The 14,070-nt window shown below is 60.4% G+C and carries 10 protein-coding genes and 2 tRNA genes; 7 read left to right on the top strand and 5 right to left on the bottom strand.

The window, feature by feature from the left end; all coding sequences use genetic code 11:
• Positions 1–21 precede the first annotated feature (21 nt).
• Together hflK and hflC are read left to right on the top strand one after the other, a co-directional pair.
• Entirely contained in the window at positions 22–1,188 is a 1,167-nt protein-coding gene (hflK, locus tag NF676_RS03310) for an FtsH protease activity modulator HflK (RefSeq protein WP_024011368.1), read from the top strand.
• Entirely contained in the window at positions 1,188–2,057 is an 870-nt protein-coding gene (hflC, locus tag NF676_RS03315) for a protease modulator HflC (RefSeq protein ID WP_016771945.1), read from the top strand. Before hflK ends, hflC begins: the two co-directional genes overlap by 1 nt.
• Before the next feature lie 17 nt (positions 2,058–2,074).
• On the opposite strand, the gene NF676_RS03320 is transcribed toward hflC, so the two are convergent.
• On the bottom strand, positions 2,075–2,281 hold the full coding sequence (locus NF676_RS03320) for a hypothetical protein (RefSeq protein WP_143497950.1): 207 nt from the start codon (positions 2,279–2,281) through the stop codon (positions 2,075–2,077).
• 88 nt (positions 2,282–2,369) lie between these two features.
• Here NF676_RS03320 and NF676_RS03325 point away from each other — a divergent pair, with 88 nt between their 5' ends.
• The 3 genes from NF676_RS03325 to NF676_RS03335 all read left to right on the top strand — a co-directional run bounded on the left by NF676_RS03325 (position 2,370) and on the right by NF676_RS03335 (position 6,975).
• Complete coding sequence (locus NF676_RS03325; RefSeq protein ID WP_041480727.1) at positions 2,370–3,557, top strand: ATP phosphoribosyltransferase regulatory subunit; 1,188 nt, start codon at positions 2,370–2,372, stop codon at positions 3,555–3,557.
• 54 nt (positions 3,558–3,611) lie between these two features.
• Complete coding sequence (locus NF676_RS03330) at positions 3,612–4,901, top strand: adenylosuccinate synthase (RefSeq protein WP_016771943.1); 1,290 nt, start codon at positions 3,612–3,614, stop codon at positions 4,899–4,901.
• Between the two features lie 139 nt (positions 4,902–5,040).
• The gene (locus tag NF676_RS03335) at positions 5,041–6,975 is read left to right on the top strand and encodes a methyl-accepting chemotaxis protein (protein WP_041480726.1); all 1,935 of its coding nucleotides are present in this window, start codon (positions 5,041–5,043) and stop codon (positions 6,973–6,975) included.
• 90 nt (positions 6,976–7,065) lie between these two features.
• Here NF676_RS03335 and NF676_RS03340 read toward each other — a convergent pair whose 3' ends face one another.
• The 4 genes from NF676_RS03340 to NF676_RS03355 all read right to left on the bottom strand — a co-directional run bounded on the left by NF676_RS03340 (position 7,066) and on the right by NF676_RS03355 (position 10,301).
• Positions 7,066–8,631 (bottom strand): ABC transporter permease, encoded by a 1,566-nt coding sequence (locus tag NF676_RS03340; protein ID WP_252887230.1) that lies wholly within the window; start codon positions 8,629–8,631, stop codon positions 7,066–7,068.
• Positions 8,631–9,641: an extracellular solute-binding protein gene (locus NF676_RS03345; protein ID WP_016771941.1), complete on the bottom strand. Its 1,011-nt coding sequence runs from the start codon at positions 9,639–9,641 to the stop codon at positions 8,631–8,633. Before NF676_RS03345 ends, NF676_RS03340 begins: the two co-directional genes overlap by 1 nt.
• 306 nt (positions 9,642–9,947) lie before the next feature.
• Positions 9,948–10,034: transfer RNA gene (locus NF676_RS03350), tRNA-Leu, on the bottom strand.
• 180 nt (positions 10,035–10,214) lie between these two features.
• A tRNA-Leu gene (locus NF676_RS03355) sits at positions 10,215–10,301 on the bottom strand.
• A gap of 225 nt (positions 10,302–10,526) precedes the next feature.
• On the opposite strand from NF676_RS03355, the gene rnr reads away from it, so the two are divergent.
• Positions 10,527–13,157 (top strand): ribonuclease R, encoded by a 2,631-nt coding sequence (gene rnr, locus NF676_RS03360; RefSeq protein ID WP_024011371.1) that lies wholly within the window; start codon positions 10,527–10,529, stop codon positions 13,155–13,157.
• Positions 13,154–13,918 (top strand): 23S rRNA (guanosine(2251)-2'-O)-methyltransferase RlmB, encoded by a 765-nt coding sequence (gene rlmB, locus NF676_RS03365; RefSeq protein WP_024011372.1) that lies wholly within the window; start codon positions 13,154–13,156, stop codon positions 13,916–13,918. The genes rnr and rlmB overlap by 4 nt, the downstream gene beginning before the upstream one ends.
• The last annotated feature ends 152 nt before the right edge of the window (positions 13,919–14,070 follow it).

Consider the following 14,070-nt stretch of genomic DNA (forward strand, 5'->3'; position numbering starts at 1 on the left):
CTTTATCAGATGGAGAGCGCTATGGCTTGGAATGAGCCGGGTGGCAACTCGAATAATCAGGATCCCTGGGGTGGCAAGCGCCGCAATAACGGCGACCGCAAGGGACCACCGGATCTCGACGAGGCCTTCCGAAAGCTGCAGGAAAGCCTGAACGGGTTGTTCGGTGGTGGTAAGAAACGCGGTGATGACGGCGGCGGGTCGGGGCGCAGCAGTGGCGGCTTCGGCGGTCTGCTCGGCATCGGCCTGGTCGTGCTGGCGGCTGTCTGGCTGTACAGCGCGGTCTACGTGGTGGACGAGCAGGAGCAAGCCGTGGTGCTGCGCTTCGGCAAGTACTACGAGACTGTCGGCCCGGGCCTGAACATCTACTTCCCGCCGATCGACAAGAAGTACATGGAGAACGTGACGCGTGAGCGTGCGTACACCAAGCAGGGCCAGATGCTGACTGAAGACGAGAACATCGTCGAAGTGCCGCTGACCGTGCAGTACAAGATCAGCAACCTGCAGGACTTCGTGCTGAACGTCGATCAGCCGGAAATCAGTCTGCAGCACGCGACCGAAAGTGCACTGCGTCACGTGGTCGGTTCTACCGCCATGGACCAGGTGCTGACCGAAGGTCGTGAATTGATGGCCAGCGAAATCAAGGAGCGTCTGCAACGTTTCCTCGATACCTATCGCACCGGTATCACCGTCACCCAGGTCAACGTACAGAGCGCAGCAGCACCGCGTGAAGTGCAGGAAGCTTTCGATGACGTGATCCGCGCCCGTGAAGACGAGCAGCGTTCGCGCAACCAGGCTGAAACCTACGCCAACGGCGTTGTGCCGGAAGCCCGTGGTCAGGCCCAGCGCATCATCGAAGATGCCAACGGTTATCGCGACGAGACCATCTCGCGCGCCAAGGGTGAGGCCGATCGCTTCACCAAACTGGTCGCCGAGTATCGCAAGGCACCTGAAGTCACCCGCGAGCGTCTGTACCTGGACACCATGCAGGAAGTCTTCAGCAACACCAGCAAGGTGCTCGTGACCGGCAACAAGAACGGCCAGAGCAATCTGCTTTACCTGCCGTTGGACAAAATGATCCAGAACAGCTCGGGCAACGCACCGGTGACCGGTTCGGCCGCCAGCAACAACACGGACGTCACGCCGCATGTCACTGACGTGCCGCAGACGCGTACAAGGGAGACCCGCTGATGAGCAATAAATCGCTGATCGCCCTGATCGTTGGCGTCGTTGTGGTACTGGTGGGCTGGAATTGCTTCTACATCGTCGCTCAGACCGAGCGCGCGGTGCTGCTGCAATTCGGCCGTGTGGTTCAGGCGGATGTCCAGCCAGGTCTGCATGTGAAAGTGCCTTACGTCAACCAGGTGCGCAAATTCGATGCGCGTCTGCTGACGCTGGATGCGCCGACGCAGCGCTTCCTGACCCTGGAAAAGAAAGCCGTGATGGTCGATGCCTACGCCAAGTGGCGGGTGAAAGATGCCGAGCGCTTCTACACCGCGACTTCGGGTCTGAAGCAGATCGCCGACGAGCGTCTGTCCCGTCGTCTCGAATCGGGGCTGCGTGACCAGTTCGGCAAGCGCACCCTGCACGAAGTGGTGTCGGGTGAGCGTGATGCGCTGATGGCTGACATCACTGCATCGCTGAACAAGATGGCGGAAAAAGAGCTGGGTATCGAAGTGGTTGATGTCCGGGTCAAGGCCATTGATCTGCCGAAGGAAGTGAACCGCAGTGTGTTCGAGCGTATGAGCACCGAGCGTGAGCGTGAAGCTCGCGAGCACCGCGCCAAGGGTAACGAGCTGGCCGAAGGCATCCGTGCCGACGCCGATCGTCAACGCCGCGTGCTGCTGGCCGAAGCCTATCGTGAATCCGAAGAGGTTCGCGGTGACGGTGACGCCCAGGCAGCTGCGATCTACTCCAAGGCCTACGGTCAGGATCAGGAGTTCTACGGTTTCTACCGTAGCCTGCGTGCCTACCGTGAAAGCTTCGCGAACAAATCCGACGTCCTGGTCCTCGACCCAAGCAGCGACTTCTTCCGTTACCTGGAAAAAGCCAAACCTTGATACGACGTTGACCTGAATCATTCCGCCCGGCGGCTAAAACCTCGGGCGGGGTGATCCTTTCGGAAAACGTGTGTATGATGCGGCAGCCGGGAAATTCCCGGCTTTTTTGCGTCTGCACGTTTGATTGCTGTTTTTGTTGCAGGCATCGGGTTTGAATAGCCCGAGCGTTTTTCGAGGAAAGTGATGGGCGAAGCCGCCAGCCGGCCTTTCGCTGCGTCGTTCATGCGCGTGCGTTTTGAACGCTCCGGTCATTTTCTGCTTCACTCAAGGCTCGCCTAGTGCTGGCCGCCCGGATCAAAGGGGAATGGCGTAATGGCAACGGTAGACCGCTGGCTGCTGCCAGATGGCATCGAAGAAGTACTGCCACCGGAGGCGGCGCGCATTGAAGTCGCGCGTCGTCAGGTGTTGGATCTGTTCCAGAGCTGGGGTTACGAGTTTGTCGTGACTCCCCATATCGAGTACCTGGAATCCCTGCTGACCGGCGCGGGCCAGGACCTGGATCTGCGTACCTTCAAGGTCATCGACCCGCAATCGGGCCGGCAGATGGGTTTCCGTGCCGACATCACACCGCAGGTGGCGCGTATCGATGCGCACACCCTGCGCCGCGAAGGCCCGAGCCGTCTGTGCTACGCAGGCAGTGTCCTGCACGCCCAGCCGCGTGCATTGTCGTCCTCGCGCAGCCCGATCCAGCTGGGCGCCGAGCTGTACGGCGACGCCAGCCCGAGCAGCGACGTCGAAGTCATCAGCCTGATGCTGGCCATGCTGCAACTGGCCGATGTGCCGGACGTGCACATGGACCTCGGCCATGTCGGCATCTATCGTGGTCTGGCGCGCGCCGCCGGTCTGTCCGGTGAAGTCGAGCAGCAGTTGTTCGATGCCCTGCAGCGCAAGGCCATCGATGAGGTGATTACCCTGACCGAAGGCCTGCCGACGGATCTGTCGGGCATGCTGCGCGCACTGGTTGATCTGTGCGGCGGCCGTGAAGTGTTGAGCGCTGCCCGCGAGCGTCTGGCCAATGCCCCGGCGCCAGTGCTGGCGGCGCTGGAAGACCTGCTGGCGATCGCCGAACGTCTTTCCGTGCGCTTCCCGCAGCTGCCGCTGTATTTCGACCTCGGCGAGTTGCGCGGCTACCACTACCACACCGGTGTGGTGTTCGCGGTGTTCGTGCCGGGCGTTGGCCAGTCCATCGCTCAGGGCGGTCGTTACGATGACATCGGCGCTGACTTCGGCCGCGCCCGTCCGGCGACCGGTTTCTCTACCGATTTGAAAACCCTGGTGACCCTGGGGCGTGCTGAGATCGAGCTACCGTCTGGCGGTATCTGGATGCCTGACAGTACGGATGCGGCACTCTGGCAGCAGGTTTGCCAGTTGCGCAGTGAGGGTCAGCGTGTCGTTCAGGCCTTGCCTGGACAACCTTTGGCCGCCGCCCGTGATGCGGACTGCGACCGGCAATTGATTCAGCAGAACGGGCTTTGGCAAGTATCGCCACTGGCTTCTTGAGTTTTCCTGCCGGCCATCGCCGGCACCAAGTTTGCGCGAATGAGGACAAGTGTTATGGGTAAGAATGTCGTAGTCCTGGGCACCCAGTGGGGTGATGAGGGCAAAGGCAAGATCGTTGATCTGCTGACCGAACATGCTGCCGCCGTAGTGCGCTACCAGGGTGGCCACAACGCGGGTCACACGCTGGTGATCGACGGCGAGAAAACCGTCTTGCACCTGATTCCGTCGGGCGTGCTGCGCGAAGGCGTGCAATGCCTGATCGGCAACGGCGTGGTGGTTGCACCTGACGCCCTGCTGCGCGAGATCACCAAGCTGGAAGAGAAAGGCGTACCGGTGCGCGAGCGCTTGCGTATCAGCCCGTCCTGCCCGCTGATCCTGTCCTTCCACGTCGCGCTGGACCAGGCCCGTGAAAAGGCCCGTGGCGAGCTGAAGATCGGTACTACCGGTCGCGGCATCGGCCCGGCGTACGAAGATAAAGTTGCCCGTCGTGGCCTGCGTGTCGGCGACTTGCTGAACATGCCACGCTTCGAAGACAAGCTGCGTGAACTGGTGGATTACCACAATTTCATGCTGGTTGGTTACTACAAAGAACCAGCCATCGAATTCGAAAAGACCCTGGCCGAGTGCAAGGAATACGCTGAGCTGCTCAAGCCGCTGATGCTCGACGTGACTGCCGAGCTGCACGACCTGCGTCGTGCCGGCAAGGACATCATGTTCGAAGGCGCGCAAGGTTCGTTGCTCGACATCGACCACGGCACCTACCCGTACGTGACCAGCTCCAACACCACCGCGGGTGGCGTGGCGACCGGTTCGGGCGTTGGTCCGATGTTCCTCGACTACATCCTGGGCATCACCAAGGCTTACACCACTCGCGTCGGTTCCGGCCCGTTCCCGACCGAGTTGTTTGACGAAGTCGGTGCACACCTGGCCAAGCAGGGTCACGAGTTCGGCGCTACCACCGGCCGTGCCCGTCGTTGCGGCTGGTTTGACGCCGTCATCCTGCGTCGCGCTATCGATGTGAACAGCATCTCGGGCATCTGCCTGACCAAGCTGGACGTACTCGACGGTCTGGAAACCATCAACATCTGCGTCGGCTACAAAGACGCGCAAGGCAATGCTGTTGCCCCGACCGATGCTGACAGCTACGTAGGCCTGCAGCCTGTGTACGAAGAAGTGCCAGGCTGGAGCGAATCGACCGTGGGTGCAAAAACCCTGGAAGAGCTGCCGGCCAATGCTCGTGCCTACATCAAACGCGTTGAAGAGTTGATCGGCGCGCCGATCGACATTATTTCGACGGGCCCGGACCGCAACGAAACCATCGTTCTGCGTCATCCGTTTGCTTGATAAGTCGTTGATGTAAAAAACAAAGGCCCCTTAATCGGGGCCTTTGTCGTTTATGCCTGTTGGACGGCATGACCTTTGCTGTGAATCTGTCTACAAGAGTGCCATCAAATTAATGGCGTCAGAAGTAGAGGGATTTAAAGTGTCAGCCGTTCTCTCACTGTTACAAAGCCGTTTGTTGCGGCCAGTGTTCGTTACCCTTGGTATCGCCCTTTTGGTGCAGGTGTTGGTGGCGGTTGCCCTGACGCGGAGCACGGTGACCGCGCTGGAAGCCGATCTGGCTGTGCGCCTGGGTGCCGACAGCCAGAAACTCTCCGGTGAACTGGAGCAGGCCGGGCGTGAAGTCACTTCAAGTCTTGATGCGTTATCGGCCAGCACTCGTCAGCGCCTGACGGTCGGCCTGTCCGCGCGTCTGAAAGAAGAGCAGGCGCAGCTGCGAGCGACGCTGGAAAAGGATCTGAAGGATTCGGCCAACGACATGGCGCAGTTGCTTGCATCCGTAGCGCCGCGTGCCATGTGGGACAGCGACGTGCCGACGCTCTCGGAGTTCGCCCGCCGCGCCCAGCGCAATCCCAACGTGCTGTTCGTGGTGTATGACGACGCCACCGGCCAGCATCTGACCCGTTATCTCAACCGTGAAAACCCGATCAACAAGGCCTTGCTGGAAAAAGGTCAGGGCGAGCGCGCGCTGGATAAAGTGCTGGATGCGGCGAAGAATGATCCTTCGGTCTACTACCTCGAGGCCTCGATCAATCCCAACGGCGTGGAAATCGGCAAAGTGCTGATGGGTGTGTCCACAGCCTCGGTGGAAACCGATCTGGCCGAGCTCGACAAGCGCTTCCTGGCGCTGATTGCCAGCAGCGATCAACTGGTCGGCGACAGCCTTAAAGGCGCAGCGGCGGACAGCGCCAAAGCGATGCAGGCGCGCCTGCAATCGGCGCAAGCCACCGCTGGTGAAATGAAAGCCAACACCGCACAAACCGTTCAGGAAGCTGCCGCCACTCTTCGCTGGCGCATTGGCCTTGGCCTGGCACTGGTCGGTTGCGGCGTGCTGCTGTTGCTGGCCGTGGTGCTCGGTCATCGGGTGGTCAATCGTCTGAAAATGCTCAATGCAGCGATGGACGATCTGGCAGCAGGCGAGGGTGATCTGACCAAGCGTGTGCAGATCAACAGCAAGGATGAAATCGGCGACATGGCCTCAGCGGTCAATCGCTTCGTGGATAAATTGCAGCCGATCGTACGCGAGGCGGGTGATGTCGCTCAGCGCACTGGCGTGGAAATCGGCGCGATGACTTTGCGCAACGCTGGCGCCGATGCGGCTGCCGGAATGCAGCGCGATGAAGTTGCAGAAAGCCTGCGCGCGCTGTCGCAAATGGCAGACGAGGCGCAGTCGGAAAGTCAGGCGATGCAGGCGGCGCTCAAGCAGGTTGTCGATATTCGTCAGGCCACCGATGAGAACACCCGGACTTCGGCGAAAGTTGGCAGCCTGATCGAAGCACTGGCCGGGCAGGTCGATACCGGGGCGAAGGTCATCGAGCGGCTGGCGCAGCAGAGCGAGCAGATTGAGGTGGTGCTGACGGTGATTCACGGCATCGCCGAACAGACCAACCTGCTGGCATTGAACGCTGCGATCGAGGCGGCGCGGGCCGGTGAAACCGGGCGTGGGTTTGCCGTGGTGGCGGATGAAGTGCGTGCACTGGCGAGCAAAACACAGAGCTCGACGGGCGATATTCAAGCGCACATCGTCGCTCTGCAGCAGGGCGCACGTGAGGCAGTCGAGGCGATTGGCCAGGCCGGACGGCAGGCCAGCGAAGGTTTGCTGGTCTTGCGCGACAGTGCACGCTTGCAGCAGTCGGTGCAGGCTTCGGTCGAGCAGGTGCATGCGGCGATCGGTCTGGCGACACAAGCAGCAGCGCATCAGGCGCAGGGTGCGCAGGCAGTGCGTGGGCGCGTCGAAACGATTCACGCCCAAGCCGAGAAAGCGGCGCAGGCAGTGGTGGAAACCACGGCCAGTGGCAAGGTGCTGGATGGTCTGGCGGCGCAGTTGAAGGCTAGCCTGGGGCAGTTTCGCGCTTGATGTTATCCGGGCTGGCCTCTTCGCGAGCAGGCTCGCTCCCACAGGGAAACTCAATCCATTGTGGGAGCGAGCCTGCTCGCGAAAACGGTATCAGCGGCTCAGATACATACGTGTCGTCAGCAGATAAACCGGCAGCCCCGAGACCACAATCAACAACGCCGCATAAGGCGCCGCCGCCGCAAACTCGACATTCGCCGTATGCGCCCAGACCTCGGTCGCCAATGTATTGAGTCCGGTTGGGCTGAGCAGCAACGTTGCCGTCAGTTCCTTCATCGCATCGAGAAACACCAGCGCAAACGCCGCGCCCAGTGCCGGGAAAATGATCGGTAATGTCACCCGGCAAAACGCCGTGAACGACGATGCGCCCAAGGTCCGCGCCGCTTCTTCCAGCTGCGGTGCAGCCTTGTTCAGTGCCGTACGAATCGGCGCCTGCGCCAATGGCAGAAACAGCAGCGCATAGGCGATCAGCAGCAAGCCCGACGTCTGATACAGCACCGGCACGTAATGCAGGGCGAAATACACCAGCGTCAACGCAATCACCAGGCCCGGCAGCGCGTGCAGCAGATAAGGCAGACGTTCGGCCCAGATTGCCAATTGGCCTTTGTAGCGCACCACCAGCAAGCCGACTGGAACCGCCAGTACCAGGCACAGCGCCGCGCCGCCCAGCGACAGTGCCAGTGACGACAACAGCGCTTCGGTGATCGCCGCTACCGGGAACGCCGCCGATGAGCCGACCGCCAGCCAGTAGGCCAACATGCCCAGCGGAACGCCGCTGCCGATAATCGCCAGCAACAGGCAATACAACTGACCTGCCGCAGCCCATGGCCCAAGCTTTACTTGCTCAGCCTGTCGCGCTGCACCTTGGCCAGTGCGCACATGCCGGCCCTTGCCGCGCACCCTCAGTTCCAGCCACAACAGCAGCAGGCACAGCGCCAGCAACACCGCCGAAAGCATCGCTGCGTTGGCGTTACTGAATTCCAGTTCGAATTGCTGGTAGATCGCCGTGGTAAAGGTCTGCAAACCGATGATCGACAGCGCGCCGAATTCCACCAGCATGTGCAGGGCAATCAGCAGCGAGCCGGCCAACAGCGATGGCCACAACAGCGGCAGGGTGACGCGGAAAAACACGCCCCAGCGATTCTGTCCCAGCGTGCGGGCGGATTCTTCGAGAGAGGGATCGAGATTGCGCAGGGTCGCCGCGACTGGCAGGAAGATCAGCGGATACTTCGACAGGCTCATCACCAGAATCGCTCCGTCGAGGCCTTCGAACTGCGCACTCAGCGACACCCAGGTGAAGCTGCTGACAAACGCCGGCACCGCAAACGGCAGGCACAGGATCACGCCCCACAGGCGTCGCCCCGGCAGATTGCTGCGCTCCAGCAGCCATGCCAGCGACAGACCGATCACGGCGCAGGTGATCGTCACGCCGACCATCAGTGCCAAGGTGTTGCGCAACAGGCCAAACACATACGGGCGCCACAGCAAATGCAGCGCCTCGGCCCAGCCGGCCTGCCAGGCTTTCACCCCGACGTAGGCCAGTGGCAACAGGCTCAGTAACACCAGTAGCAATACCGGCAGCACCAGCCAGATCGACGGCCGTTTGCGTCTTGGTACGTAACCCCCGCACGCGGCGGGGGCCGATAACGATGCTGCCATCAGTTCAGGCCAACTTCGCGTTCCAGTTCCAGCGCTTCTTCAGCGTTGCCCAGGTCCGCCGGGGTAACGTTCGGCGCTTCCAGTTCGCTGAACGGCTTGAGACCGCGATCCGATTCCATGCCTTTGTGCAGCGGGTATTCGGCGGTGGTCTGAGTGATCACGCGCTGACCTTCTTCGCTGGCCATGAAGGCGAGGAATTGCTGGGCTTCTTTTGGATGTTTGCTGGATTTCAGCACGGCAGCACTGGACACGGTGATCAAGCCGCCAGCGTCGCCGCCGGTGAAGTAATGCAATTTGGAATCGAGCTTGCCTTTCTCGCGTTGCAGGGCGAACCAGTAGTAGTTGTTCACCAGTACGGTGGCGACTTCACCGTTTTCCACCGCTTTGAGCGCGACCATGTTGTTACTGTAGGTCTTGCCGAATGCGCGCAGGCCGGTCAGCCATTCTTCGGCGGCGTCACGACCGTGCAGCTTGATGATCGCTACGGCCTGCTCCTGGAAGGCGCCGCTGGTCGGAACAAAGCCGACCTTGCCCTGCCACTGCGGCTCGGAAAATTCCATCACCGATTTCGGCAGGTCTTTTTCATCAATCAGTTTCGGATTGAACGCGACCACGCGTACGCGGGCGGTAACGCCGATCCAGGTGCCATTGGCGGCGACGTATTTTTCCGGCAGAACTGCCAGCGTGGCGTCATCGGCCTTGGCCAGCAGACCCTGTTCGCCGAGGTTATTCAGCGGCGGCGACTCTTCGGTGTAGATCACATCGGCGGGGGAGCGGTCGCCTTCTTCGATGATCTGGCTGGCGAGCTGGTTGCTGCTGCCTTTGCGCACGTTGACGTGGATGCCGGTCTTGGCTTCGAAAGCCTTGGCAATCGCGTCGCCGACTTCCTTGTGCTGGCCGTTGTAGAGAGTCAGGGAAACCGCATCGGCAGCCTGGGTGAGGGGAGTGGCGAGTGCCAGGCCGAGGAGGGTGAAGGTCAGGCCTCGGCGCAGGGTATTTCGAAACGTCATTCGCAGGGTTCCTCACTGTCGCATTGCAAAAACTTGCAACAATGATAAACGATATTGTTTCTCAAGTGCGCCTTGCGCGGGGCGAGGTGATCTTGTAGGAGCTGCCGAGTGCAACGAGGCTGCGATCTTTTGATTTTGCTGTTGATCGATAAAGGGCAAGAGCAAGATCAAAAGATCGCAGCCTCGTTGCACTCGTCAGCTCCTACAAGCTCCTACAAGACCTGCGGAAATTCAGGGAGCCAGAAACGCAAAAACCCGCTTTCGCGGGTTTTTGTGAAATCCAGGGTCTGAACCTTGAATTTGAATTGGTGCCCAGAAGAAGACTCGAACTTCCACGACCGTAAGGTCACCAGCACCTGAAGCTGGCGTGTCTACCAATTTCACCATCTGGGCAATCATCGCAAGCGTTGCCGCTGTTGATGTGGCGCACTATACGGAGGCCTTTTTGATCTGTAAACCCCTGATTTGGTTTTAATAAATCAGTGTGAACAAAAGCTTTCCCGCAAATGCAAAAAACCCGCTTTCGCGGGTTTTGTGTGAGTCTTGAAACTGATCTAGTCTCAAACTCGAAATTGGTGCCCAGGAGAAGACTCGAACTTCCACGACCGTAAGGTCACCAGCACCTGAAGCTGGCGTGTCTACCAATTTCACCACCTGGGCATCATCGAAAGCGCTTGTGCTTCGTCGATGGCGCGCACTATACGGAGCGCCTTTTTAACTGTAAACCCCTACTGCAGAAAAAACTGAATTTTTTTACCAGCGGCGTTCAAAACCCTATCAGAGCGTCGATACAGGGCCATGCAAAGCCTTATAGAAGCGGAAATTTCCCGTTTCCCGGCGCCTATGCCAAACTAACCCGCATATAGACAAGGTGAAAACTCTCTAATGGCCGATTGGCAGTCCCTCGATCCCGAGGCCGCTCGTGAAGCGGAAAAATACGAAAACCCTATTCCCAGCCGCGAACTGATCCTGGCGCACCTCGCCGATCGGGGTTCGCCTGCTGCCCGCGAGCAACTGGTCGAAGAGTTTGGTCTGACCACCGAAGACCAGATCGAGGCCCTGCGCCGCCGCTTGCGCGCAATGGAGCGCGACGCTCAACTGATCTACACCCGCCGTGGCACTTACGCGCCGGTGGACAAGCTCGACCTGATCCTCGGCCGCATCAGCGGTCACCGTGACGGTTTCGGCTTCCTGGTTCCGGACGACGGCAGCGACGACCTGTTCATGAGCCCGGCGCAAATGCGTCTGGTGTTCGATGGTGACCGTGCGCTGGCCCGGGTTTCCGGGCTCGACCGTCGTGGTCGCCGTGAAGGCGTGATCGTCGAAGTGGTTTCCCGCGCTCACGAAACCATCGTCGGCCGCTACTTCGAAGAAGGCGGCATCGGTTTCGTCGTTGCCGACAATCCGAAGATCCAGCAGGAAGTGCTGGTCACCCCGGGCCGCAACGCCAATGCGCAGATCGGTCAGTTCGTCGAGGTGAAAATCACCCACTGGCCAACGCCGCGTTTCCAGCCGCAAGGCGATGTGGTCGAAGTGGTCGGCAACTATATGGCGCCGGGCATGGAAATCGACGTTGCTCTGCGCACGTACGATATTCCGCACGTCTGGCCTGAGGCGGTTGTGAAAGAAGCCGCCAAGCTCAAGCCGGAAGTCGAAGAAAAAGACAAAGAAAAGCGCATCGACCTGCGTCATCTGCCGTTCGTCACCATCGACGGCGAAGACGCCCGCGACTTCGACGATGCGGTCTACTGCGAAGCCAAACCGGGCAAGCTGCGTCTGTTCTCCGGTGGCTGGAAGTTGTACGTGGCGATTGCCGACGTTTCCAGTTACGTGAAGATCGGCTCGGCGCTGGACAACGAAGCTCAGGTTCGCGGCAACTCGGTGTACTTCCCCGAGCGCGTGATTCCGATGCTGCCCGAGCAACTGTCCAACGGCCTGTGCTCGCTGAACCCGCAAGTCGATCGTCTGGCCATGGTTTGCGAGATGACCATCTCCAAGTCCGGCGAAATGACCGACTACTGCTTCTATGAGGCGGTGATCCATTCCCACGCCCGTCTGACCTACAACAAGGTCAGCGCGATGCTGGAAACGCCGAAGGCTACCGAAGCGCGCAAATTGCGCGGCGAGTACACCGACGTCGTGCCGCACCTCAAGCAGCTCTACGCGTTGTACAAGGTATTGCTCGCCGCCCGTCATGTGCGTGGCGCGATCGATTTCGAAACCCAGGAAACACGGATCATCTTCGGCTCCGAGCGCAAGATCGCGGAAATCCGTCCGACCGTGCGCAACGATGCGCACAAGCTGATCGAGGAGTGCATGCTGGCCGCCAACGTGGCCACTGCCGAATTCCTCAAGAAGCACGAAATTCCTGCGCTGTATCGCGTTCACGCCGGTCCGCCGCCAGAGCGTCTGGAAAAGCTGCGCGCATTCCTTGGTGAGCTCGGCCTGTCCCTGCACAAAGGCAAGGACGGTCCGTCGCCGAAGGATTATCAGGCCCTGCTGGCGAGCATCAAGGATCGTCCGGATTTCCATCTGATCCAGACCGTCATGCTGCGTTCGTTGAGTCAGGCGGTGTACAGCGCTGAAAACGACGGCCACTTCGGCCTGAATTACGAAGCCTATACCCACTTCACTTCGCCGATCCGTCGTTATCCGGACCTGCTCACGCACCGCGCGATCCGCAGCGTGATCCATTCGAAACAGGACACCCCGCACGTTCGTCGTGCCGGTGCGATGACCATTCCGAAAGCGCGCATCTATCCGTACGACGAAGCGGCGCTGGAGCAGCTTGGCGAGCAGTGCTCGATGAGCGAGCGTCGTGCCGACGAAGCGACCCGTGACGTGGTGAACTGGCTCAAGTGCGAGTTCATGAAGGATCGCGTGGGCGAATCGTTCCCGGGCGTAATCACCGCTGTTACCGGTTTTGGTCTGTTCGTCGAGCTGACCGATATCTACGTCGAAGGCCTGGTGCATGTCACCGCGCTGCCGGGCGATTACTACCACTTCGATCCTGTGCATCACCGCTTGGCGGGCGAGCGCACCGGTCGCAGTTTCCGTCTTGGCGACACCGTTGAAGTACGCGTCATGCGCGTCGACCTTGATGAGCGCAAGATTGACTTCGAGATGGCCGAGAAAACCATCAGCGCGCCGATCGGTCGCAAGAAACGTGGCGCCGAAACCGCTGCGCCTGCTGCCAAGGCTGCGGAAGAAAAGGCTCCAGCGAAAACCGCCAGCCGTCGTCCGGCCAAGGAAAAGGTTGCCGAAGCCTATCGTCCGAGCGATGCCGTGGCGAAAAACGCCGAGCTGCGCAAAAGCCGTGAATTGAAGAAGGCCTTGCTGGCCGATGCGAAAAACGGTGGTAAAGCGGCGTCCGGGGGAAAGACCGGACGGTCGGCGCCTGACAGGGCGACCGACGGCAAGCCAGCCAAGCCGAGCAAACACCGTAAGGGCCCGCCAAAAGCGGGTTCCGCTCCAGCCAAAAGTGGCGGGGCGCGTAAACCGAAGGCGAAGTCATGAGTCAGTTGGAAAAAATCTACGGCGTTCACGCGGTAGAAGCGTTGCTGCGTCACCACCCCAAGCGCGTCAAGCAGATCTGGCTGGCGGAAAGCCGCAACGATCCGCGCGTGCAGACGCTGGTCGAGCTGGCCAACGAAAACCGTGTTCAGGTCGGCCAGGCCGAGCGTCGCGAAATGGACGCCTGGGTTGAAGGCGTGCATCAGGGCGTTGTCGCTGAAGTCAGCCCGAGTCAGGTCTGGGGCGAGGCGATGCTCGACGAGTTGCTCGATCGCACCGAAGGCGCGCCGCTGTTACTGGTGCTCGACGGCGTGACCGATCCGCACAACCTCGGCGCCTGCCTGCGTTCGGCCGATGCGGCCGGTGCGCTGGCGGTGATCGTGCCGAAAGACAAGTCGGCCACGCTGACGCCGGTCGTGCGTAAAGTTGCCTGTGGCGCGGCGGAAGTGATTCCGCTGGTAGCCGTGACCAACCTGGCGCGCACGTTGGAAAAACTTCAGCAGCGCGGTTTGTGGGTAGTCGGCACCGCTGGTGAAGCCGAGGTCAGCATTTATGACCAGGACCTGACCGGCCCGACCATTCTGATCATGGGCGCCGAAGGCAAAGGCATGCGTCGCCTGACCCGCGAGCATTGCGACTATCTGGTGAACCTGCCGATGGCCGGCAGCGTCAGCAGCCTCAACGTCTCGGTCGCCACCGGCGTGTGCCTGTTCGAAGCCCAGCGCCAGCGCGGTGCGAAGGCCAAGGCTGCCGCGAAGAAATAAGCTTCACGCAATCAACTGTGGGAGCGAGCCTGCTCGCGAAGAGGGAGTGTCAGTCGACGTCATTGTTGCCTGGCAGGCCGCATTCGCGAGCAGGCTCGCTCCCACATTCGTTTACGGTGTCTGGAAGATCGGTGGTTGTTCAAATATTCACC

The organism is Pseudomonas siliginis (genome assembly GCF_024072275.1).
GTDB lineage: Bacteria > Pseudomonadota > Gammaproteobacteria > Pseudomonadales > Pseudomonadaceae > Aquipseudomonas > Aquipseudomonas siliginis.

Excerpts from the sequence above, each read along its gene's own strand:
- hflK (WP_024011368.1), top strand. The coding sequence starts at position 22 with ATGGCTTGGAATGAGCCGGGTGGCAACTCGAATAATCAGGATCCCTGG.
- hflC (WP_016771945.1), top strand. The coding sequence starts at position 1,188 with ATGAGCAATAAATCGCTGATCGCCCTGATCGTTGGCGTCGTTGTGGTA.
- NF676_RS03320 (WP_143497950.1), bottom strand. The coding sequence starts at position 2,281 with ATGAACGACGCAGCGAAAGGCCGGCTGGCGGCTTCGCCCATCACTTTC.
- NF676_RS03325 (WP_041480727.1), top strand. The coding sequence starts at position 2,370 with ATGGCAACGGTAGACCGCTGGCTGCTGCCAGATGGCATCGAAGAAGTA.
- NF676_RS03330 (WP_016771943.1), top strand. The coding sequence starts at position 3,612 with ATGGGTAAGAATGTCGTAGTCCTGGGCACCCAGTGGGGTGATGAGGGC.
- NF676_RS03340 (WP_252887230.1), bottom strand. The coding sequence starts at position 8,631 with ATGGCAGCATCGTTATCGGCCCCCGCCGCGTGCGGGGGTTACGTACCA.
- NF676_RS03345 (WP_016771941.1), bottom strand. The coding sequence starts at position 9,641 with ATGACGTTTCGAAATACCCTGCGCCGAGGCCTGACCTTCACCCTCCTC.
- rnr (WP_024011371.1), top strand. The coding sequence starts at position 10,527 with ATGGCCGATTGGCAGTCCCTCGATCCCGAGGCCGCTCGTGAAGCGGAA.
- rlmB (WP_024011372.1), top strand. The coding sequence starts at position 13,154 with ATGAGTCAGTTGGAAAAAATCTACGGCGTTCACGCGGTAGAAGCGTTG.